Below are 23,212 nucleotides of genomic sequence, written 5' to 3' on the forward strand. Positions count from 1 at the left end.
CAAAGTAGAGACGTAATTCATCAACCTTTAAGGTAATGCCTCATGGCACAAATATTTAAAGCAAAGAAAAAACCACTACAACAGCAATCGCTAGAACTCGATATTACAGCAATGGATCACCATGGCCGTGGTATTGCTAAGTACAATAATAAAGTGTGTTTTGTTAGTGGAGCATTACCTGGTGAGCGAGTAAAAGCCAAGTTAGTTGATGATAAAGCACGTTACAGCCAAGCTGATACGCTTAAAATAATTAAAGCTAGTGAATATCGTACAGCGCCTATTTGTGAACACTACAGCCAATGCGGTGGTTGCCAGCTACAGCATTTAGATGCCACACAGCAGGTAATTGAAAAGCAAGCGGCGGTAAATCAATTATTTGCCAAGTTTGCAAAATTAACCGATTTAAACTGGCAAGCCCCGCTGCAAAGCCAAGCAACCCACTATAGACGTAGTGCTCGGGTTGCTGTTATGTTCGACAAGGCCGCAAAAAAAATGCGGGTAGGCTACAGAGCACGTGGCTCTAAAAGCATTGTTAGCATTAATCAGTGCCCAGTATTAAGTGACGTATTTGCCGATGTATTTAATGTATTTGATAAAGTCATTAATCAAAACAAGACGCTACACAGTATTAGTCATTTACAATTATGTGCCGCTGATGAACAATCTTTTATTGTTATCCGCCATACCAAAGCGATTTCACCTCATGATAAGGCGTTTGTTGAGCAAAATGTGGCAGCTCATAATTGGCAGTTAGTGTGGCAAAGTGACAGTGACACCATTGATCATTCACATTTAGCTATGCCATTTTATAAACTTGAACAGTTAAATATAACGTTTGAGTTTGGGCTCAGTAATTTTATTCAGGTTAACGCGAGTGTAAATCAAGCGATGCTTATCCAAGCTGCAAACTGGTTAGCACTTCAAGGCGATGAAAATGTTCTGGATTTATTTTGTGGTATTGGTAACTTCTCTTTAGTGTTAGCCAAACAAGCTAAAACAGTAACAGGAATTGAGGGCGTAACTTCGGCGGTTGCATTAGCAACACAAAATGCGCACACTAACTCTATTACTAATACCCAGTTTCATTGTTTTGATTTAACCACGAGCATTAAAAAAGCGCCGTGGTTTAATAAAGAATTAGATGTTTTAGTACTCGACCCCTCACGCACTGGTGCGATGGCAGTTTTAGAACAGCTTCCATTAACGCAGTTTAAAGCGATTTTATATGTCTCTTGCGACCCTGTTACTTTAGCCCGTGACAGCGCTATTATTTCGCAAGCCGGCTTTGAGTTGAATAAAATAGGGCTAATGAATATGTTTCCTCACACGGGGCATATCGAAACTATGGCGTTATTTCAACGGAGGTAAAGCGCACTATGGTAGCGACACGTCAATCTCATCAACATGATAAAGCGGGTGATTTTTTTTCACGCGTAGAATCTCTTGGTTTGTCACAAGAAAAAATCAGCTTACTCAACAAGGCGCAGCAGCTTTGCCAAGCTTGTGATAACAGCGAGCGACAAAATACCGCCATAGAAATGGTGGAGATTTTAGTTGAGCTAAATTTAGATGCTGACTCTTTAGCCACCGCCTACTTAACCCCTTATTATTTAAATGATGTAGTGAGCATTGATGCGGTAGAAGAGCATTTAGGTAACCATGTTGCAGTGCTGCTTACAGGTGTGTCACAAATGGCGACCATTAGCACCTTAGCTCACCAAGGTAACGGTACAGTTCAGGTTGATAATATTCGCCGGATGCTGCTTGCCATGGTGGAAGATGTGCGCGCTGTGGTAATTAAATTAGCCGAACAGGTTTGCCATTTACGCAACGTAAAAGACGCCGCAGAAGAAGAGCGAGTGATTGCCGCTAAAGAAACCGCTGATATATTTGCACCGCTTGCGAATCGTCTTGGTATTGGCCAATTAAAGTGGGAGCTAGAGGATTTAGCTTTTCGGTATTTGCATCCAGATATTTATAAAAACATTGCTAAGCAACTTGATGATAAGCGCCTTGCCCGTGAAGCGTATATGGCTGATATGGTTGAGCAAGTAAAACAACGCCTCCATGAAGCGGGCATTAAAGCTGAGGTGTACGGCAGGCCAAAACATATCTACAGCATTTATAAAAAAATGGCGAAAAAGAACTACGAGTTTGATCAGCTGTTTGACATACGCGCCATGCGAATTGTGGTTGAGCGATTACAAGATTGCTACGGCGCCCTAGGCATAGTGCATACTAATTGGCGTCATTTAAATAAAGAGTTTGACGATTACGTTGCAACCCCAAAACAAAATGGCTATCAGTCTATTCATACGGTTGTGTTTGGCCCTGAGGGTAAAACCGTTGAAATTCAAATACGAACGCACGACATGCATCAAGATGCTGAGTTAGGTGTTGCTGCGCATTGGATGTACAAAGAAGGCGCATTACCTGGTCGTGGTTCAGGCTATGAGCAAAAAATTAGCTGGTTGCGTAAGTTATTGCAATGGCAAGAAGAAGTGGTTGATGGCAGTGATTTAGCACAAGAGCTTAAAAACCAAGTGGTTGAAGACCGCGTTTATGTATTTACCCCTCGTGGAGATATTTTTGACTTACCGCTAGGGGCAACACCTCTTGATTTTGCTTACTACATTCACTCCAATGTAGGGCATCGATGTATTGGCGCAAAAATATTTGGCAAAATAGTGCCATTTACTCATCAGTTAAGCACTGGTGACCAAGTTGAAATACTAACCCAAAAGCAGCCAAACCCAAGCCGTGATTGGTTAAACCCGTCGCTGGGATATATTAAATCGTCTCGCGCAAGGGCCAAAATCCACCATTGGTTTAAACAGCTCGACCGCGATAAAAATTTAAGTGCGGGTAAAGAAATCCTTGATAACGAATTACAAAAATTAGAGCTAACTTATAAAGATTTAGATCCTGCTATAAAGCGTTTTAATTTTAGAGAACTTGATGACTTAATGGTCGCCATTGGCGCTGGCGATATTCGTCTTAATCAAATGCTTAACTTTATTACCGACAGAACAGAGCATGAGCCGGTAATTCGTTTCAAATCGCCTAGTAAAGTGACTGGTGACAAAAACGGTATTGTGGTGGATGGGGTCGGTAGTTTAATGAGCCATGTTGCTCGTTGTTGTCGCCCAGTACCTGGGGATGAAATTATTGGGTATATTACTCAAGGGCGCGGTATTGCGGTGCACCGAGAAGATTGCGATTCGTTTAGTAATTTAAAAAACAAGCACCCCGAGCGTGTTATTTCAGTGAGTTGGTCAGACGATATCAGTAGCTCTTACGCCTTAACTATTCGTATTGAAGCCAGTGATCGTTCTGGCTTAATTCGTGACATCAGTTCTGCACTTGCCAATGAAAAAGTTAATGTGCTCAATATGAACGTAAACACGGTTGATAGCACTCAAACTGCTATTTTTGTGATGCAAATTGAAGTGCATGACTTACAGGGCACTAATAAAGTGCTGTCTAAGCTACATCAGATCGAAGGGGTACACAGTGCAAAACGAGGGCAGTAATCAGGCTAACAATGAGGCTTTAAGCCAACTGCTGGAAATAATGCAAACACTGAGAAACCCTGAGGGCGGATGCCCTTGGGATCTCAAGCAAACGTTTGCGTCAATCGTACCTCATACTCTTGAAGAAGCTTATGAAGTGGCTGATTGTATTGAGCGCGACGATTTAAGTGAACTTAAAGGTGAACTAGGTGATCTGTTATTTCAAATCGTGTTTTATGCGCAACTAGCGCAAGAGCAGCAATTATTTGATTTTAATGATGTAGTGGCTCAATTAAATGAGAAGCTAGTGCGCCGTCATCCGCATGTATTTACAGCGCAAGACACCCCCACAACTGATGCCGAATTAGCCGCGCAATGGCAAGCAATAAAAGCACAAGAGCGTGCTACTAGACCCCAAGATGAAAGCTCAACACTTTGGCAAGATATACCAAACAGTTTACCTAGCTTAACAAAAGCCAAAAAAATTCAGCAACGTGTAGCCGCTTTAGGCTTTGATTGGCCTACTTATCATGGAGCTATAGATAAGGTGAGTGAGGAAGTTGAGGAAGTCAAAGAAGCCTTAGAACATGACCCGTACTCAGACCATACAGCAGAAGAACTAGGTGATTTGTTGTTCGCGACCGTGAATGTAGCGCGCCATGTCAAACGTGATCCAGAGCAATTGCTTCGTAGTGCCAACGATAAGTTTTCTGCACGATTTGAAAAGGTGCAAAATTACTTAATTGCCCAGGGTAAATGTATTGAGTCAGCGTCTTTAGAGGAAATGGATGCGGCATGGGATGCAATAAAAAAATTAAATAAATAGGGACATAAAAAATGTCTGTTTTTTGTGCACAGATTTGCTATTTATAGCTGGATTGCTTAGCTATGTTTTGGTACAATTTCGCCCCGTCTTGTTTATATTCCAAAATCACTTGTTTGGGTATTATATTCCTTTTAATTCCTGATATTCTAGGGTTCGCATGAGTACAAAATTTATCTTCGTTACTGGCGGAGTTGTTTCTTCGTTGGGTAAAGGTATTGCAGCAGCATCATTGGCCGCTATTTTAGAAGCCCGTGGCTTAGATGTTACCATTCTAAAGCTGGATCCTTACATCAACGTTGACCCAGGCACAATGAGCCCAATTCAACACGGTGAAGTATACGTTACCGAAGACGGCGCAGAAACGGACCTTGATTTAGGTCACTATGAACGCTTTATTCGCACCAAAATGACCAGCCGTAATAACTTTACGCAAGGGCGTGTATATGAAGATGTACTACGTCGTGAAAGACGTGGTGAATATCTTGGCGCAACTATTCAGGTTATTCCTCATATTACCAATGATATTAAGCAACGTGTTTATGATGGTGCAGAAGGCCATGATATAGCAATCGTTGAAATTGGTGGCACGGTAGGTGATATTGAATCACAACCATTTATCGAAGCAATTCGTCAAATGGGTACAGAAATCGGTCGTGAACGCGCACTTTTCATTCACTTAACGCTAGTGCCTTTCTTAGGCCCTGCTGGTGAAGTGAAAACAAAACCAACTCAGCACTCAGTTAAAGAGTTACGCTCAGTCGGTATTCAACCAGATATTCTTATTTGTCGCTCAGACCGTAAGCTGCCAAATAACGAGCGTGCAAAAATTGCATTGTTCACAAATGTTGAAGAAAAAGCCGTTATTTCACTACCTGACGTAGATAGTATTTATAAAATTCCTGCGCTATTAAAATCGCAAGAGTTAGATAACTTTGTATGTCGCCGTTTTCATTTAGACGCGCCTGAAGCTGATTTAGCTGAGTGGGAACAAGTATTATACCAAGAGTCTAACCCAACAGGTGAAGTGACGATTGGCATGGTAGGTAAGTACATTGAATTACCAGATGCATACAAATCAGTAAACGAAGCATTAAAACATGCAGGATTAAAAAATCGTTTAACTATTAATATTCAATACGTTGATTCACAAGATTTAGAAACCAAAGGAACGGATGTTCTTTCTCGCTTAGATGCTATCTTAGTACCGGGTGGTTTTGGCGGTCGTGGTGTTGAAGGTAAGATTTTAGCGGCTAAATATGCCCGTGAAAACAAAGTGCCTTACTTAGGTATTTGTTTAGGTATGCAGGTTGCGCTTATTGAATACGCACGAAATGTTGCCGGTTTAGTTGATGCAAACTCAACTGAATTTAATGCAAACTCAGAGTCGCCAGTGGTTGGTTTAATCACCGAGTGGTTAGATGCTGAAGGTAATGTTGAATTACGTGACGAAAAGTCTGATTTAGGTGGCACTATGCGTTTAGGCGCACAAAAGTGTCATTTAACACCTGGCTCTAAAGTACATGACGTGTATGGTAGCGACGAAATTGTTGAACGCCATCGTCACCGTTATGAAGTTAACAACAACTTTGTAGCACAGCTTGAGCAAGCAGGTTTAAGCTTTACAGGTTTATCTGAAGATAAAAAACTAGTAGAGATTATTGAGAATAAAGATCACCCTTGGTTTATTGCAGCGCAATTCCATCCGGAATTCACTTCAACACCACGTGATGGTCACCCGCTATTTGAAGGGTTTGTAGCTGCGGCTCACGCCTACCAAAAAGCGTCTTCGTAATTTAAAAAGGCTGTGCATGATGCGCGGCCTTTTTTGTTTCTAAGGCTAGCCAAACTCAGGTTAGCCGCACTCACCATTTTGGGAATATAGAGGAATCAAGATGTCAGAAATCGTAAAAGTAATCGGTCGTGAAATTATGGACTCGCGTGGTAACCCAACTGTTGAAGCTGAAGTATATTTAGCTGATGGTTCATGGGGCCGTGCTGCTGCGCCTTCAGGTGCATCTACAGGAACTCGCGAAGCATTAGAATTACGTGATGGTGATAAAGCGCGTTACTTAGGTAAGGGCGTATTAAAAGCGGTTGGCTTCATTAATAATGAAATTGCAGCGGCTTTAAAAGGTCAAAACGCACTTGCTCAAAGTGATGTAGACCAAGTAATGCTTGATTTAGATGGTACTGAAAACAAAGAAAAACTAGGTGCTAATGCTATTTTAGCTGTTTCACTTGCTAACGCAAAAGCGGCTGCACAATCTAAAAAAGTAGAGCTATACGAGCACATTGCTGACTTAAATGGTACGCCAGGTGTTTACTCTATGCCACTACCAATGATGAACATCATCAATGGCGGTGAGCATGCTGATAACTCAGTGGATATTCAAGAATTTATGGTTCAGCCAGTGGGTGCTACTAACTTCCGTGAAGCATTACGTATGGGTGCTGAAGTATTCCATAGTCTGGCTAAAGTACTTAAAGCAGATGGTCATTCAACAGCTGTAGGTGACGAAGGCGGTTTTGCACCAAACCTTGCATCAAATGAAGCTGCGCTTGCAGCCATTAAAGTGGCTGTTGCAAATGCCGGTTATGAGCTTGGTAAAGATATTACCCTTGCGCTGGATTGTGCGGCCTCTGAGTTTTATAACAAAGAAGCAAATATCTATGACCTTAAAGGTGAAGGTAAGCAATTCACATCTGAAGAGTTTAACCACTTCTTAAAAGATTTAACTGAGCAATACCCAATTGTATCAATCGAAGATGGCTTAGATGAGTCTGATTGGGATGGTTTTGCACACCAAACTAAACTAATGGGCGATAAAGTTCAATTAGTGGGTGATGACTTATTCGTAACCAATACTAAGATTTTAAAACGCGGTATTGATAACGGTATTGCTAACTCAATCTTAATCAAATTTAACCAAATTGGTTCACTAACAGAGACGTTAGCAGCAATCAAAATGGCAAAAGATGTAGGTTTTACAGTGGTTATTTCTCATCGTTCAGGTGAAACTGAAGATGCAACCATTGCAGATTTAGCGGTAGGTACTGCTGCAGGTCAAATTAAAACGGGTTCATTAAGCCGTTCAGATCGTGTTGCTAAGTACAACCAATTGCTACGTATTGAAGAGCAATTAGGCGCTAAAGCACCTTATAACGGTTTAAAAGAAGTTAAAGGTCAGTAATTTTTTAGGTTCTGATATTTAAGATTATAAAAATCCTCGCTTAGGCGGGGATTTTTTGTAAAAAAATAGCAAAAAAGAGACAAAGGAACGGGCTACGAGCATCGAGCTACGGGCGTTAAGCAAGCAGTGCGAATGTCTAAGTTAAACAAGCCAAACGTTAATTACTTTTCATCAATTAAAGCTGAAATTGCTGCTTTAAAATTTCACCGGTAAAACTGGTTTTTAAATAAAAGCCACGCGGCAGGGTTTTAATTATTTTCCCGTTTGGGCCTATAGCGTCGGTAACAATATGGCTATTCGCTGCTTTTGGCCGTATTTGCATTACATCCCCTAAATGTCCTGATATTTCATCTACCCGGCCAAGGGCTATAAGCTCCATTTGCTCTTCCCAGTCACGCTGTAATTGTGCATCTTGTGCCGCACTAGGTTGCCATAAAAAGCCACTGCCTATTATTCTATCAAACGGGGCAATATCGCGCTCACTTAAAATAGGTAGCCATAAAACATGATTCAACTTTTTACGTACGCTACTTGTGTGCCAGGTCATACCGGTTACATTCATTAGTGGGGTAACCGACACAAACGTGGTTTCTAATGGTTTGCCTTTATATGAAATGGGCAATGTTTTGAGCTCTATACCTAAATCTTCAAAGTCGGGGAGCGGTTTTGAACCGGCCGTTGCGCCTAATACATATTCAATCAGTTGACCCGTCCAGCCTTTTTCACGTAACAAATCATCAGGTGTTTTAAAATGATACTGCTGTGCTAACTGGCCAAGTGTAAGTCCTGCAATATTATTGACACGTTGCATTAGTTGATTAATTGAATGAGGTTTTAAAGGTTGCATACTGTTAATTTAGTTGAATAAATACCAGTGTCATGATAGCAAATTAGCATGGTAGTGGACATCTTTAGCGGTTGGTTGATTTTTGTACATGGCGTGGTTGGTGCAATTTTATGCACTACTTTAAAACTATAGTTTTAGATAAGTAGCTGAACTATATTGTTTTTTTTGTTTTTAGTGTTCAGTTTTAATTAAGGTCTATAATTGTTGTAAGGATAAATACAGATGTATAAACATGTTTATCCACAGATTCTGTGGAGAACATCACTTTTTTGATCTTGTATTGTGGATTTGTTTGCTAAATGAGCGTGTTTTATGAAAGTTATGCACAAGCTGTGAGTAACCAGCACAAACAGTGTGGTTTTTATGTATTAATTCATGCCAGAGCTGTTTGTTATTAATATGCAACGGATTTCGTCATTAATTTACCTTGCGCGAAGGCGTTCACGAGGCTTGCGCATAATAGTATTTGCCGTATTGCAACTAATGTGGAACAATCATAAAAAATCGACTTACAAATGAGGCACTAAGGTGATTGATGCCGAAGGTTTTCGTGCCAATGTCGGAATTGTGATTTGCAATAATCAGGGGCAAGTGTTTTGGGCCAGACGTTATGGTCAACATTCTTGGCAATTTCCCCAAGGTGGTGTTGATGATGGTGAAACACCAGAACAAACTATGTACCGTGAATTACACGAAGAAGTAGGTTTGCGACCAGAAGATGTAGAAATAGTTGCAAGCTCAAAACATTGGTTACGCTATAAATTACCCAAACGATTAATCCGCCGCGATTCAAGTCCGGTGTGTATTGGGCAAAAACAAAAATGGTTTTTACTAAAACTGCGCTGTAAAGATGAAGATGTTAACTTACTGAAAACCCATCATCCGGAATTTGATGATTGGCGATGGGTAAGTTATTGGTATCCGGTTAGACAGGTTGTGTCGTTTAAACGGGACGTTTATCGACGTGTTATGAAGGAGTTTGCTCCCTTTGCTATGCCCTTTAATAAGCGAGAGCAACAAAAAGATCACTGGCGAAATAAAAGGTAGTTTTACATAAAAAGGAGCAGTGTATGCTGGCAACACTCAGAGCGATAGCTGAGTCTGTTTCGCAACAAGCGAATTTAGACGGTGCGTTAGTGTGCTTTGTGAAAATGGTAAAAGATGCCATGAATACCCAGTGCTGCTCCATTTATTTTGCTGATTACAGCCAAGACAACTTTGTACTGATGGCCACTGAAGGTTTAAACCCTGATGCTGTGGGTAAATTTAGAATTGGCTTTACCGAAGGACTTGTAGGGCTTGTTGCTCAACGTGAAGAAGCAATTAACATTGCCTTTGCAAAATCGCATCCTCGTTTCAAACTTTCCCCAGAAGTTAACGAAGAAGGCTATAACGCTTTTTTGTCTGTGCCTGTTGTTCATCAAAAAAAGGTATTAGGCGTTATTGTTGTGCAACAGAAAATGGCTCGAGTATTTTCTCAAGATGAAGAGTCGTTTTTAATAACGCTTTCTGCGCAGTTAGCTTCGCAATTAGCCCATGCCGAAATAAAAGAAGTTTTGCGCCAAGATGAGTCTTCCCATCAAACGTCTGTATTAAAAGGCGTCTCTAGTGCACCAGGGATCAGCATAGGTAAAGCATTTGTTGTTATTCCTAAACTTAACTTTAAGTCTATAGAGCTTACTAAAAATAGCGATGTTAATGAACAGCGGCGTTTATTCACCCAAGCGGTTGCTGCAACCCGTAAAGAGTTTAGTACTTTATCGATGACATTAAGCGACACCATACCTCAAGAAGCGCTGGCTGTATTTGATGTTTATCAGCAATTATTAGATGCTAAAAGTTTAGGTCATAATGTAGAAGCGCAATTGCAAGAGGGGTGGTGTGCAAAAAGTGCATTAAAAATTGTGATTGAACGTTTAGTTGCGCAGTTTAACGAAATGCAAGACCCTTACATTAAAGAGCGTGCAGTTGATGTAAAAGACATTGGCTTACGGGTGCTGCATCATTTAGTGAATACCGAGCACGCAATAAAAGACTACCCTGAAAACACCATTTTAATAGCGCATACATTAACCCCTGCGATGTTAGCAGAGGTGCCCAATGAGCGTTTAGCTGGGGTTGTGAGCATTAATGGTTCAGCTAATAGCCACGCCTCTATTTTAACCCGTGCTATGGGTGTGCCTGCGATTTGGGGTATTGAAGATTTACCGCTATTGCAGTTTGATAGCAAAGAAATGATTTTAGATGCCTTTTCTGGGCGTTTATATATTTCGCCTTCGCAAATGCTTATTGATGAGTATACCGAGTTACAATACCAAGATAACTTGCTTAACAATCGATTTTTAGAAGAACAAGCACTGCCAGCAATCACGTTAGACGGCGAGCATATTAGTTTATTGCTTAATGCAGGGCTTGAGCTTAATACCCAACAAAATAGTGCCCATATTTGTGATGGTGTTGGCCTTTACAGAACCGAAGCGTGGTTTATGCAAAAGGGGCAGTTTCCTTCGCAACAAGAACAGGAAAAGTGGTACCGCGAAGTACTTAGCAGCTATTATCCTAATCCGGTGGTTATGCGAACGTTAGATATAGGTGGCGACAAAGTTTTAGATTATTTTAACATTACCGAAGAAAACCCGTTTTTAGGATGGCGAGGTATTAGAATTAGCTTAGATCATCCTGAGCTTTTTTTAGATCAACTCAAAGCGATGTTAAAAGCCAATATTGGCTTAGGTAATTTAAAAATAATGTTACCGATGATCAGTGGCACTGATGAGGTTGAAGAGTCACTGGCACTGTTTAATCAAGCTTATTATGAATTAAGCGAAGCATTTCCAGAGCAACTAATAGAAAGGCCTGATATTGGTATTATGCTTGAGGTACCTTCAAGTGTATTTATGCTGCCAGAGTGGTCTAGAAAAGTCGATTTTTGTTCAGTGGGTAGTAACGACTTAACTCAGTATTTATTAGCCGTAGACAGAGCAAATGCACGCGTAGCCGATTTATTTAACCCCTACCATCCAGCCGTGTTGCGTGTATTAAATAATATTGCCAGCGAGTGTGAGCACTATGAATTGCCCTTTAGTTTATGTGGGGAGCTTGGTGGCGACCCCGAAGGCGCAATATTACTGATTGCTATGGGTTATAGGCGTTTAAGCATGAACTTATCGTCACTAAATAAAGTGAAATGGGTGCTAAGACGCTTAAATGTAAGCGATATGGAACAATTACTAAGTGAATGTTTAGCACAGCCTAACGCTAAACAAGTACTACGGTTAACCCGTAATTTTATGATAGAGCATCAGCTAGGTAATTTATTTTATACACCTAAATGATAGAGCTGTAATTGTTTATATAATCAATTAAAATATACATATAATTAAATGTATTAGAGATAACTATGTATGAACTAGGACTTCTAGTTGCAAGTTGTGCGCTATTAGGTTGCGTTGTTGGTTTTTTAGCAGGGCTACTAGGTATAGGCGGTGGTTTAATTATTGTGCCAGTGCTAAGTAGTTTGCTGCTTAGTTTTGATGTAGCCGCTGCTGATCATGTGTTAGTTATCGCCATAGCAACATCTTTAGCTTCAATTTTATTTACTTCTACCTCTTCAGCATTAGCTCATCATAAAAATGATAATGTGCCTTGGAAAATTGCCCCCTGGGTTATGTCGGGTGTGGCCATTGGCGCATTGGTTAGTGGTTTTGCTGCCAGCTTTATCCCTGAGAAAATGTTAAGAACGGTGTTTGCGGTCAGTGTGGTTTTTATTGCAATGAGAATGGTACTTTCTGCTCGTAATAAAGTGGGCGCAGAGCATCATCTGCCCACAGGCCCTGTACTGGGTAGTATTAGTACGGTAATGGGTGCTTTGTCTGGGTTGATAGGTATTGGTGGTGGCGCATTACTCGTGCCTATGTTGCATTATTTTTCGGTTGATATTAAAAAGGCAATTGGTTGCGCTGCTGCATGTGGTATTGTAATTGCTTTTTTTGGTTCTATTGGTTACATCAGCGCTGGTTGGCAAGTAACTGACTTAGCGCATGGTTTTATGGGGTTTGTATATTTACCCGCTTTATTTGGGATTGTTGTTACCTCATGGTTTATAGCACCAATTGGGGCTAAGGCAACGCACTACTTACCTGTAAATACAATTAAGAAAGTTTTCGCGATGTTACTGGTTTTCATCGCTATTAAAATGGTTTTTAGCTAAAGGTTTATTTTTATGGCACTGGAATTTCCTCAAATTGATCCAATAATATTTTCTGTTGGACCACTTAGCGTTCGTTGGTATGGGTTAATGTACTTAATTGGTTTTGCGTTTGCGATGTGGTTTGCTAATCGTCAAGCGAAAAAACCGGGTTCGGGTTGGACTAAAGACGAAGTCAGTGATTTACTCTTTTATGGCATGCTGGGCGTTATATTAGGTGGGCGTATTGGTTATGTTCTGTTTTATCAATTTAGCTATTTCATTGAAAACCCCTTATATTTATTTAGAATCGATCAAGGTGGCATGTCGTTTCATGGCGGTACACTTGGGGTGATCACTGCTGTTGCTATTTTTGCTTGGACACGTAAAAAATCCTTATTACAAGTTGGCGATTTTGTAGCACCTTTAGTGCCTGTTGGTTTACTTGCCGGGCGTATTGGTAACTTTATTAATGGTGAATTATGGGGCCGTACTACCGATGTACCATGGGCTATGGTATTCCCAACCGGAGGCCCGCTTGCTCGTCACCCATCACAACTTTATGAAGCTTTCTTTGAAGGCTTTGTATTGTTTGTCATATTATTATGGTTTATTAAACGGCCACGCCCTGCAGGAAGTGTATCGGGTGTATTTTTATTAGGCTATGGCGTATTTAGATTTTGTATTGAGTATTTTCGCCAACCCGATGCGCAATTGGGGTTATTTGCCGACTTTATTTCAATGGGGCAAATTCTATCGTTACCTATGATAATTGGCGGGTTAGGCTTACTTATTTGGGCGTATAAACAACCACAATCGCAAACAGCGGCAAAAGTTTAAAAGAAGAAGTTAGATGAAACAATATTTAGAATTATGTCAGCGCATTGTTGACCAAGGACAGTGGGTTGAAAATAAACGCACTGGCACGCGTTGTTTAACGGTTATAAACGCTGATTTAGAATACGATGTGGCTAATAATCAGTTTCCTATGATCACGACTCGAAAGAGCTATTACAAAGCGGCGATTGCCGAATTGTTAGGTTATTTAAGAGGGTACGACAGTGCTGAACAGTTTCGTAATATAGGTTGTAAAACCTGGGATGCCAACGCCAATGAAAATAATGCGTGGCTCAATAATCCTAACCGCAAAGGTGAGGATGATATGGGGCGCGTTTATGGCGTGCAAGGACGAGGCTGGCAACGCCCTGATGGTTCAACACTGGATCAACTTGCAAAGGTCATCAATAATTTAAAAAATGGCATTGATGATCGCGGTGAAATTATTACCTTTTACAATCCAGGTGAGTTTGAGCTTGGCTGCTTGCGCCCATGTATGCATACGCATACCTTTTCATTACTAGGCGATACCCTGTATTTAACCTCGTACCAACGAAGTTGTGATGTGCCGCTAGGGCTAAACTTTAATCAAATTCAATGTTTTGTTTTTTTGGCACTGGTTGCACAAATTACTGGCCACAAAGCCGGTAAGGCATATCATAAAATCACCAATGCCCATATTTACGAAAATCAGCTAGATTTAATGCGAGATGTGCAATTAAAGCGCGAGCCATTTGCTTCTCCTCAATTAAAAATTAATCCAGAGATTAAGTCACTCGAAGATATAGAAACATGGGTAACACGTGATGATTTTGAGGTGGTTGGTTATCAATGCCATGAGGCTATTCAATACCCATTTTCAGTTTAAAAAATAAGGAGAGCATAATGAAAGCAGTGATCCCCGTAGCCGGCCTTGGAACACGTATGTTACCGGCAACTAAAGCAATTCCAAAAGAAATGCTGCCCGTTGTAGACCGTCCACTCATTCAATACGTTGTTAGCGAAGCGGTTGCCGCTGGTATTAAAGAGATAGTGCTAGTAACGCATTCGAGTAAAAACTCGATTGAAAACCATTTTGATACCAGCTTTGAACTAGAGGCAACGTTAGAGAAACGTGTAAAGCGGCAATTACTTGCCGAAATACAGTCTATTTGCCCTAAAGATGTGACCATTATTCATGTACGTCAAGGTGAAGCAAAAGGCCTAGGCCATGCTATTAACTGTGCCGCCCCTATTATTGGCAATGAACCTTTTGTGGTTATTTTACCTGACGTTATTATTGATGATGTGGAAAGTGACCTAACAAAAGACAACTTAGCTGAAATGATTACTCGCTTTGAGCAAACTAAACACAGTCAAATTATGGTTGAGCCAGTTCCTAAAAATGACGTAGATAAATTTGGTGTTGTGGATTTAGGTGACATTGAGTTAAACCAAGGTGAAAGCTCACCCATTAAGAGCATGGTAGAAAAGCCAGCTGTTGACGAAGCGCCTTCAAACCTTGCCGTTGTTGGTCGTTACGTGTTGAGTGAAAATATTTGGCCATTACTGGCTAAAACTCCTCAAGGTGCCGGTGATGAAATTCAGCTAACAGATGCAATAGCTATGCTTATGCAAGACGAAAAAGTAGACGCTTATGCTATTAAAGGCCGAAGCCATGACTGTGGCAGCAAAGTTGGTTATTTGAAGGCGACGATAGAGTTTGCTTTGCGCCGTGATGAATTTGCTGATGAGCTTAAAACCTTCATTAAAACATTAATCTAAATAAACTTATCATTATTTTAAGCGTCTATATGGCGCTTTTTTTGATTGTAAAATCACTTTTACATAATTTTAACTATAACTATTTTTGCAGTTATACAGACAGATCTGGGTTTGTGTTGTAATATTTATGTTAACCCAAGTTGTTTTGTAGTTAACGTGCTTTATTAAGCCAATCGCAAATTGGCTCAATTTAGTGGTCTAAACTGTTGAAAGAGAAACAATCAATGTGTGAATACAGCATAAAGTATCACCGATATCTAGTTATAGCTTTACTTATGTTAATAGGGAGTGGCTGTACAATATCGCCTGATAAAACATCGTTAAATGAACAAGTTAAAGACTCGCCCGAATATGTAACCATTACCGCACTTGAGCTTGCACAACTAAAGGATGCCGCCTTGCAATGGCAACAGGCGCGCTCTGGTATTGAGCGGCTATTAAAGCTAGAACGCGAGCTTACATATTTAGTTGATAATTTAGATATTATTAATACTAAAGCAATTGCGCAATCAAATCAGGCTGTTAGCAATCGCTATGCACGCTCATCAATTAAGGCTAATACATCGCCAAACCTCAGGTATGGTAATAACTACGCAAGCACGTCAGATAAAGTTGAGCGCCCAAGGCAAAGATATAGTAATCGCTACGCAAAACCAACTAATAGGGACGCTCTACAAAATCAGCGATACAACAGTCGCTATGCAAGTGTGCCTAAAAAAATGATTACAGCCCCTCCAAAAAGCTACAGTAACCGCTCTGTTCGTTCGCCAGTGAAAGCTATTAATCCAAGGATGAATAAAAAGGTCGCTTCTAAAATATCGAAGGCAACAAAAGTGGCAATGGTTGATACTAATAAAAAGGTATTTGCTTTGCAGGTAGCGTCGCTTGATTCAGAAGAGAGTGTTGCTAAGCAGTGGAAGAAAATTAATAGAAAAGCGGCGCCTCTATTCAGAGATAAAATTACTACTAACGTGGAAAAAGCTAAGGTCAATAATAAAACCTATTACCGATTAAAGTTAGGTGAATACTATAACTTTAAGAGCGCCGAGGATGATTGTGAAGTGTTTAAATTTTATAAAGTTGATTGCTTTGTGAGTAATTATACGGATAAACCAATCAGATTATAAAATTGTAATTTCAATTTTTAATTAGCCTCCTCTAATATTAATATATATCAGAAGAGGCTAATGAAATTATACCTACACATAAGAGTGTCTGCTTTAGTATGCAACATAAAAACCCCTACAAAAACTTTTCATTGTTGTTAGTCTGTGTACTTTCCTTCACTTTAACAGTCTGCACTAGCACAGAAAATATTGATAAGTCTTCGCAGGTAGCATCTAAACAACAGCGATTAAACCTCTCAAGCGAGGAGTTAATGCAGTTAAAAGTGTCTTCACTACAGTGGAAAGCTGCTAAAGTTGGGGTTGACCGTTTGTTAGTAATTGAACAAGATTTAAAGTTATTGATACACCGATTAAAAGTTGCTGCAAAGCAGAATCCAAACCAAAGTAAAGTCAATAAGCTTCAACCAACCTCAAAAGCTGGTGAGATAACTTCAAGTTCAGCTTTAGAAAAATCAAAGTAATTATTAGTTTAAACCCATCCAAGAAATAATCGTATGACATGCTTTTTTGAATATTGTAACGTTTATAGGTAAAAATGATTTAGCCAAAGTTTAAATCAAATAAAGGCCAGTGCATCTTCGTTATTTCAGGGCGAATTTGTGGCGAATGTAGAAACTATTAACGTGAGTGGCATGACTTACTACCGTTTAAAGCTTGGGGCTTATCAAAATCAAGCGAATGCCGCTGCCGATTGCGATAAACTTAAACAGCGCCAAATCAACTGCATTGTGAGCCATTACACCCAACAGCCATTAAAATAAATATGCATCTGGGGTATTAGGCATAATAATTGCTTTGTAACTATTATGTTTTTAGAGGATGGCAACCATGCGCCTTTTGTTACCCTTACTATTATTAAATTTAGCGGGCTGTAGCTTAACACCCCAGCCAAAGCCAAGTATAAGCACTGATGCGCCTAAAGCGGTCATGGCACCTTATACGCTCAACCAGTACGTAAATAGCTTGAGTGCCCAGCTTAGCCATATCAAAGAGCCTTTTAAAAGCACCGCTTCAATCGCGGTCAGCAGCTTTTATTTAGCCAATGCTTTGGATTCACAAATTGCTCAAGGGCAGGGATCAGGGCTTAGTCAGCAAGTTCAAGAAAGCTTAATAACCCAATTTACTCAGTTAGGGTACAACACGGTTGAATATCGGCTTGAAAACCAGCTTAACTTATCAGCGAGTGCTGATTCAGTGTTAAGTCGCAGCACCAGTAACTTAAAGCAGCGTCAGATTATTGACTTTGTGATCACTGGTACTTTAACCCGTCAAGAACATGCTTATATTGTTAATGCTCGCATGGTAAATATGCAAACTAATCAGATTGTATCTGCCGGCAGTACTGAAATTCCCATCAATGTGATGTGGAGTAATGAAAAAATACAGCAGCGCGGTGACTATATTTACCGCAGTGAATATTAATTAGGAGCACACATGAAACGCCTACTATTAACTTTATGTTTGCCACTGGGCTTTGGTTGTTCACAAATGACAAACCATAGTGACACTCAAATTACCGACGATGCGCCTATGTTTTTTGAGCAACGCCCTGTAGCTGCACCAACAAATACTGATTCGCTTTATCAAAATAAAGCCGCAGTGATGAATAAAAACAAACAAGTAAATACGCCAACCCGTAAAAATATTAATCATTATGTGCGTGGCATCATGCAAGACATGGCTGAAAACTTACAGTACGTAAATACTAAAACACCATTGGCGGTATCAAGCTTTGTTTTTTTAGACCGAGACTACAACAATGCTGACTTAGTGGGTAACCAAATCGCAGAGAGCTTTATGCATGAGCTGCATAATTTTGGTGTGCCGGTCATTGATTTTAAAACCACCGATTATATGCGTGTAACCCCTGGTGGCGATTTTGTTTTTAGCCGCGACTACTTAGAGCTTAACCAAGAACAAAACTTTAGTTACGTATTAGCCGGCACGCTAGTAAACCACCAAGGCGGTATATTAGTAAATGCACGAATTGTTGGCTTAGCGAGTAAAGCGGTTGTAGGCTCTGCACAGGGCTTTATTCCGCAATCAGTTATTGATGCGCTAAATAGCAGCAACAGTGCTGATGGCATCATGCTAAAACAAGCGAGTAAGTGAGGTTTACCATGGTTAACTTAGCTAAACGCTCAGCTTTAATTAGCATAAGTGCGTTATCAATATTTATTTCAGGTTGTAATTTAATGGGTGGGGCACCTAAAGCTGAGTCTGAGCAAACGGTCGTTAGTGATCTTGATTTTAATCAGATCATGGCGCAAATGCAGCGCAATGACGAGCAAGAACAATATGCTGATACAACGCAATTTAACCCAAACAAGCACCATAAAAGTTTAGTTAACTACGTAGAGCAAATGGCACTTGATTTAACCGACACCATGCAAGTAGCCCCGCAAGATGCAGCGATTGCGGTTACTTCGTTCGTTGATTTAGACTCAAGTTTAAATACAGCAAGCCAGTTAGGTAATCAGTTATCAGAAACCTTTATACATCAGCTGCAAAAATTTGGTTATAGTGCGGTTGATTTTAAAACAGCCAATTTAATTACCGTAAACAATCAAGGTGACTTTACATTCACGCGAGACACTCGAAAGCTTGCAGGTACGAATATAGCCAGCCATGTTTTATCGGGTACTTTAATTTACCGTGCCGATGGGGTTGTTATTAATGCTCGCGTGATAAATATTGAAAATAAGCGCCTTGCCGCCAGCAGCCGAACATTTATACCGCTTTACGTATTAAATAAAGAAGATATATATTTATCAAGTAATTAACTTAATTTGATGCTTGATATAAAAAACCAGATGCCGTTATAATTTCCAAACACTTAGTACTTAGCACCCAACGTGGCCTCTTAGTTAAATGGATATAACGGCCCCCTCCTAAGGGGCAGTTGCAGGTTCGATTCCTGCAGGGGCTACCAATTCATGTTTTCCATAGTAATTCATATTAGTTCATATTGACTCGTATCAAGTCAACCTCCCTTCTTATCTCTTGTATTTAAAGGTTTTGATGGTATCTCCTGAACGAACTTAAATGTTCATGATGGCTTTCTATATTCCATATCTTTAGTTACACTCATAGTTACACCGAATCGATTTATTGATTTTGATGTAACTAAAAGTGCTTAAATTTCATTAAGCAGATGAAAACTAAAGGAAGAATGCGGATCTTGATTTTAGTATCCCATTTTTAGGTTTGGCTACCTATTCGATAATGGAGTGAAACATGCCAAGAGCAACAACCCCTTTAAACGATACGCAGATAAAAAATGCGAAACCAAAGGCAAGCGAATACCTGTTATCTGATGGTGGTGGGCTTGGCTTGCGCATAAAAAAGAATGGCTCTAAAACGTGGCTGTTTAATTACTACCGTCCGCACATCAAAAAACGGGCGCAGATAAGTTTTGGTGTTTACCCTGCGATAACCTTAGCAGCCGCTAGAAAGAAACGTGACGAGGCAAGGGCGTTACTTGCTAATGATATTGACCCTAAAGAATACAGGGAAGAAATTCAAAGTACTAAAGCAACTGAGGCAAAGAACACGTTTGAGGCGGTAGCAACTGAATGGCTAAACCTTAAAACGGCTAAGGTAAGTCAGCGGCACTCTTTTAATATCCGTAGGGGGTTTGAGTTACATGTTTACCCCGCACTAGGGAAAGTGCCTATAAGTAAGCTATCCGCACAGCTAACTATTGAAACGTTGAGGCCATTGGAGGCCGCTAATAAGCTCGATATGTTAGGCCGCTTATGCCAGCGTATTAATGAGGTGATGGACTATGCTGTTAATACAGGGCGTATGCCAGCTAATCACCTTCATAGTATCGGTAAAGCGTTTGGTACTGTTAAACATACGAACATGCCTACCGTAGCCCCTGAGCAATTACCTATGCTATTAGCAACTGTTAACAGTGCGCGTTTAAAGCTTATTACTAAATGTTTGTTTGAGTGGCAGCTTCATACAATGGCTAGGCCAGCAGAGGCGGCAGGGGCGGCATGGAGTGAAATTGATTTTGATAATCGAGTGTGGAATATACCCGCTGAGCGTATGAAAAAGCGCAAGCCACAAGCGATCCCCTTAACCCCGCAAGTGTTATCACTGCTGGAGTATTTAAAACCTATTAGCGGTCACCGTGATTTTATATTCCCTTCTGATAACAACCCACGTACCCACCTAAGCCGAGAGACATTAGGCGCAGCGCTCAGGCGTATGGGCTTACAAGGCAAACAGACAGCCCACGGCTTACGCGCACTAGCTAGTACCACTTTAAACGCACAAGGTTTTGACTCTGATTTAATTGAGGCAGCACTAGCGCACGCTGATAAAAACCAAGTACGCGCAGCCTACAACCGAACCGACTATTTAGAGCGCAGACGTAAAATGATGTGCTGGTGGTCTGATCATATTGAAGCGGCTAGCAAAGGTGATTACTCGGTCACTGGTAGCCAACATTTAAAAGTAGTTTAAGGATTAGCTAATGGACGAATTTGTAACTTTTAATGCTGCTTTGGCTTTGATTTCTTCTAATAAAGAAACAGATATAAATGTAAAAGCGATTGAACTAATCGACCTTTATTTGAATGGTGATATTGATTTATATATCGAGCTAAGCGGCAAGCGTGGAAAGCGGAGTTTTCCATATAGCCCACTACCGCAAGCGTATAACCCGTTAGATGATTTGCTTCGTCTTTTAGAGGATGGAAAGGGAGAGGATGGGGGGCTGGTCGGGTATGTACCAAATGAGCTTATTGAAAAGTCTTTTGTAAGTAGTGTCGAGGGAATGCCCAGGCATCGAATTAAGCACTCATATGATTATGAATGCTCATATTTATCAGAAGATGAGCTTTATAAGTTAGAGGGCGTTTTTAGAGTTCCCCTGGACGAAGGGAGTTATTACTTAGAGCGTTTTAAAAAAGTTCTATTTTATGGTGAGGGAGATGATGAGTTAAGTAAGAGAGGTATTGATCTGCCAATGGGCGGGATTGGTAGAGTTGCCTCATTAGACGGACAAATATGGACGTTATATTGCCATGAAACGCATAAATCCAACATGCTTAACCTAAAAGATGCTGAGCCGCATCCAGATATAATATTTCCTGATATTAATGTGTTTTTGTTGAAGCGTGATCAGGTTGTATCGGTTGATAAAGTAAATTCAGAGGTTGTTAAACGACCTGGTGCGGCAAAAAGGAATCAGGATACCCGTAATCAGATACTAGAGGCCGCTCTATACGAGTTGGCAAATAATTACAAAGAGTGTTTGAAAAGTGGTGTGGTAATGGCTTCAAAAGTAGTAAAGGCTTTTACTTCTAACCATAAAACTCATTGGCCTGAGGGCTGCGGAATTGATAAAGACACTGGAGAAGTAAAAAGCGTTCCTTTAAGTAACGAAAGAATGGAAAAGCTTGTCCGAGACGCAATTAGAAAGAAAAATTAAAATTTAATTATTAAATATCAGAGCATTAGATTAGCTAACAGTTAACTAACGTTAGCTGGCAGGAAATTTATTTTTAACCTCTTAATATTCGCCTTGACCCAATAAAATAGAAGGTAAAAGGCGATGACAGATAGAATTTTAAAATTAGATGATGTTGTGGAAATTACTGGCGCTAGCGTATCTACGATTAACCGCTGGGAAAAGGCGGGTAAGTTCCCTGTTAGAAAAAAGCTAGGTATTAAGGCTATGGGCTGGCTTGCTAGTGATATCCAAAAGTGGATGGAAAGCTTACCAAGCGCTAATGAAGTCAAAGGAGCAGCCTAATGAAAGGGGGCAGCGGCAAAAAAGCCGCCACCCAAACCAATTTAGCAGCTAATGATGATAGCCCAAAAAAGCCTAATAAGCAGCCTAAGAAAGAACGCGCTTTTATTTATATTTTGCAGCACCCCACAGGCGCTACAGAAAACGATATTTTGCGTAACATTGGCCTATCCAGTGGTAGGAACTACTTTACAGAGCTTGAGCGCCTGTATGACTTTAAATTCACGCGAGTGAGTGACGAGAACCCAGACGGTATAGGTACTCACCTTAGGTATGGCTTTTCATCACCAGAAATAGCAGCGGCTATTTTGAAAGAGATTAATGCGAGCCGAGCAAGGCGTGACGCTGGCGCATTGACGAAGGAGCAAGAGGCGGAGTTGTTGGCGCCTTTTAATCGTTTGTCATAAGTAATTACTAAAGTATTGCCATTACTGGCTATTAAAAATTTAATTAAAAGGAACAGGACGATGACTACAAACAATATGAAATATGATGCTAGCATTTCGGCGGATAACTTTGACTATCTTGACAGGGTAGTAAGTCAGGTACATAGCCTAACAGTGTTTATTATTGCTAATGATGGTTATAAATCAATGACAGAAGTCACATTGTCAAACTTACTTTGGACAGTTAGTGATCGCGTAGGGGAAGTGCTGTCGGATAGTGTTGACATGTATTTTGGTGAAATCCCAAGAGAGCAGTTGAAGTTTGAGCAGCTATTAATTCAGGCTAAAACGGTGCTGGACGCTTTGCGTAATAGTGAGGGGTTTGGTGGATTACTTGGAGATCATCTGAGTAATGTAATTTGGCTGGTGGAAAGTTTATTTGAAGATGCCATAAAAGAATTAGGCAAAATGTCTACTCGTTCTGATGAACAGGCCGCTTAATGAAAATATGCGCCACCAGCATATTAAATCAACTTTGAATTATCCCTTGGCAGTGATCACAGCCAAGGGAAACCCACCTAAGAAAATAGCCTAAAAAACCTATGTACCAGTATTTTTATGTAAGCGAATACTATCGCTGTGTGCTTTGTCGTTTATGGCTTTTTGTTGGTGAAGCAATATGAGCACTCAAAGTCGGTTTTTTACCCTAGAAAAAAGGCTATTTTTGAAGATGCGCCCCAGTAGAGGCGTTATAGCTATGGATAGTAGC

At 40.4% G+C, this 23,212-nt stretch carries 23 protein-coding genes and 1 tRNA gene; 23 read left to right on the forward strand and 1 reads right to left on the reverse strand.

Translation table 11 applies throughout. From position 1 onward, the window contains the following. Positions 1 to 42: 42 nt before the first annotated feature. The 5 genes from rlmD (at position 43) to eno (ending at position 7,529) form a co-directional block, all read left to right on the forward strand. The gene (rlmD, locus tag P20439_RS09760; RefSeq protein ID WP_008466513.1) at positions 43 to 1,368 is read left to right on the forward strand and encodes a 23S rRNA (uracil(1939)-C(5))-methyltransferase RlmD; all 1,326 of its coding nucleotides are present in this window, start codon (positions 43 to 45) and stop codon (positions 1,366 to 1,368) included. Positions 1,369 to 1,376: 8 nt separating this feature from the next. Next, the gene (relA, locus tag P20439_RS09765; RefSeq protein ID WP_008466515.1) at positions 1,377 to 3,533 is read left to right on the forward strand and encodes a GTP diphosphokinase; all 2,157 of its coding nucleotides are present in this window, start codon (positions 1,377 to 1,379) and stop codon (positions 3,531 to 3,533) included. Beyond that, on the forward strand, positions 3,514 to 4,338 hold the full coding sequence (gene mazG, locus P20439_RS09770) for a nucleoside triphosphate pyrophosphohydrolase (RefSeq protein WP_008466517.1): 825 nt from the start codon (positions 3,514 to 3,516) through the stop codon (positions 4,336 to 4,338). The genes relA and mazG overlap by 20 nt, the downstream gene beginning before the upstream one ends. Before the next feature lie 157 nt (positions 4,339 to 4,495). Next, positions 4,496 to 6,130, forward strand: coding sequence for a CTP synthase (locus P20439_RS09775; protein WP_036933512.1), 1,635 nt, complete (start codon positions 4,496 to 4,498; stop codon positions 6,128 to 6,130). 100 nt (positions 6,131 to 6,230) lie between these two features. Beyond that, complete coding sequence (eno, locus tag P20439_RS09780; protein ID WP_008466521.1) at positions 6,231 to 7,529, forward strand: phosphopyruvate hydratase; 1,299 nt, start codon at positions 6,231 to 6,233, stop codon at positions 7,527 to 7,529. A 175-nt stretch (positions 7,530 to 7,704) separates the two neighbouring features. On the opposite strand, the gene mutH is transcribed toward eno, so the two are convergent. Continuing rightward, the gene (gene mutH / locus P20439_RS09785; RefSeq protein ID WP_008466523.1) at positions 7,705 to 8,376 is read right to left on the reverse strand and encodes a DNA mismatch repair endonuclease MutH; all 672 of its coding nucleotides are present in this window, start codon (positions 8,374 to 8,376) and stop codon (positions 7,705 to 7,707) included. A gap of 528 nt (positions 8,377 to 8,904) precedes the next feature. On the opposite strand from mutH, the gene rppH reads away from it, so the two are divergent. The 18 genes from rppH to P20439_RS09870 all read left to right on the forward strand — a co-directional run bounded on the left by rppH (position 8,905) and on the right by P20439_RS09870 (position 22,944). After that, on the forward strand, positions 8,905 to 9,423 hold the full coding sequence (rppH, locus tag P20439_RS09790; protein WP_008111786.1) for an RNA pyrophosphohydrolase: 519 nt from the start codon (positions 8,905 to 8,907) through the stop codon (positions 9,421 to 9,423). Between the two features lie 23 nt (positions 9,424 to 9,446). Further along, positions 9,447 to 11,711, forward strand: coding sequence for a phosphoenolpyruvate--protein phosphotransferase (gene ptsP, locus P20439_RS09795; RefSeq protein WP_008466525.1), 2,265 nt, complete (start codon positions 9,447 to 9,449; stop codon positions 11,709 to 11,711). Positions 11,712 to 11,776: 65 nt separating this feature from the next. Continuing rightward, positions 11,777 to 12,586, forward strand: a complete 810-nt coding sequence (locus P20439_RS09800; protein WP_008466527.1) for a sulfite exporter TauE/SafE family protein — start codon at positions 11,777 to 11,779, stop codon at positions 12,584 to 12,586. 12 nt (positions 12,587 to 12,598) lie between these two features. After that, positions 12,599 to 13,402, forward strand: coding sequence for a prolipoprotein diacylglyceryl transferase (gene lgt, locus P20439_RS09805; protein ID WP_008466529.1), 804 nt, complete (start codon positions 12,599 to 12,601; stop codon positions 13,400 to 13,402). Positions 13,403 to 13,415: 13 nt separating this feature from the next. Beyond that, positions 13,416 to 14,267 (forward strand): thymidylate synthase, encoded by an 852-nt coding sequence (locus tag P20439_RS09810; RefSeq protein ID WP_008466531.1) that lies wholly within the window; start codon positions 13,416 to 13,418, stop codon positions 14,265 to 14,267. 17 nt (positions 14,268 to 14,284) lie between these two features. Beyond that, entirely contained in the window at positions 14,285 to 15,163 is an 879-nt protein-coding gene (gene galU / locus P20439_RS09815) for a UTP--glucose-1-phosphate uridylyltransferase GalU (RefSeq protein WP_008466533.1), read from the forward strand. 275 nt (positions 15,164 to 15,438) lie between these two features. Then, the gene (locus tag P20439_RS09820; RefSeq protein WP_008466535.1) at positions 15,439 to 16,290 is read left to right on the forward strand and encodes an SPOR domain-containing protein; all 852 of its coding nucleotides are present in this window, start codon (positions 15,439 to 15,441) and stop codon (positions 16,288 to 16,290) included. A gap of 251 nt (positions 16,291 to 16,541) precedes the next feature. Then, positions 16,542 to 16,751 carry a hypothetical protein gene (locus P20439_RS09825; protein ID WP_008466537.1) on the forward strand — a complete coding sequence of 70 codons (210 nt, stop codon included), beginning with the start codon at positions 16,542 to 16,544 and terminating at the stop codon, positions 16,749 to 16,751. A gap of 138 nt (positions 16,752 to 16,889) precedes the next feature. Continuing rightward, positions 16,890 to 17,051, forward strand: coding sequence for an SPOR domain-containing protein (locus P20439_RS18250; RefSeq protein ID WP_008111802.1), 162 nt, complete (start codon positions 16,890 to 16,892; stop codon positions 17,049 to 17,051). Positions 17,052 to 17,118: 67 nt separating this feature from the next. Further along, positions 17,119 to 17,712 (forward strand): FlgO family outer membrane protein, encoded by a 594-nt coding sequence (locus P20439_RS09830; RefSeq protein ID WP_008466539.1) that lies wholly within the window; start codon positions 17,119 to 17,121, stop codon positions 17,710 to 17,712. 12 nt (positions 17,713 to 17,724) lie between these two features. Continuing rightward, positions 17,725 to 18,402 (forward strand): FlgO family outer membrane protein, encoded by a 678-nt coding sequence (locus P20439_RS09835; protein ID WP_008466541.1) that lies wholly within the window; start codon positions 17,725 to 17,727, stop codon positions 18,400 to 18,402. Between the two features lie 8 nt (positions 18,403 to 18,410). After that, positions 18,411 to 19,073: a FlgO family outer membrane protein gene (locus tag P20439_RS09840; RefSeq protein WP_008466543.1), complete on the forward strand. Its 663-nt coding sequence runs from the start codon at positions 18,411 to 18,413 to the stop codon at positions 19,071 to 19,073. Between the two features lie 74 nt (positions 19,074 to 19,147). Continuing rightward, positions 19,148 to 19,222, forward strand: a tRNA-Arg gene (locus P20439_RS09845). Between the two features lie 305 nt (positions 19,223 to 19,527). Beyond that, entirely contained in the window at positions 19,528 to 20,766 is a 1,239-nt protein-coding gene (locus P20439_RS09850; RefSeq protein WP_008466545.1) for an integrase domain-containing protein, read from the forward strand. A 10-nt stretch (positions 20,767 to 20,776) separates the two neighbouring features. Then, positions 20,777 to 21,736, forward strand: coding sequence for a hypothetical protein (locus P20439_RS09855; protein ID WP_008466546.1), 960 nt, complete (start codon positions 20,777 to 20,779; stop codon positions 21,734 to 21,736). 123 nt (positions 21,737 to 21,859) lie between these two features. After that, positions 21,860 to 22,060, forward strand: a complete 201-nt coding sequence (locus P20439_RS09860) for an AlpA family transcriptional regulator (protein WP_008466548.1) — start codon at positions 21,860 to 21,862, stop codon at positions 22,058 to 22,060. Next, positions 22,060 to 22,464 (forward strand): hypothetical protein, encoded by a 405-nt coding sequence (locus P20439_RS09865; protein ID WP_008466550.1) that lies wholly within the window; start codon positions 22,060 to 22,062, stop codon positions 22,462 to 22,464. The genes P20439_RS09860 and P20439_RS09865 overlap by 1 nt, the downstream gene beginning before the upstream one ends. Positions 22,465 to 22,524: 60 nt before the next feature. Beyond that, entirely contained in the window at positions 22,525 to 22,944 is a 420-nt protein-coding gene (locus tag P20439_RS09870; protein WP_008466552.1) for a hypothetical protein, read from the forward strand. Positions 22,945 to 23,212: the final 268 nt, after the last annotated feature.

Origin of the sequence: Pseudoalteromonas sp. BSi20439 (assembly GCF_000241165.1) — a bacterium.
GTDB lineage: Bacteria > Pseudomonadota > Gammaproteobacteria > Enterobacterales > Alteromonadaceae > Pseudoalteromonas.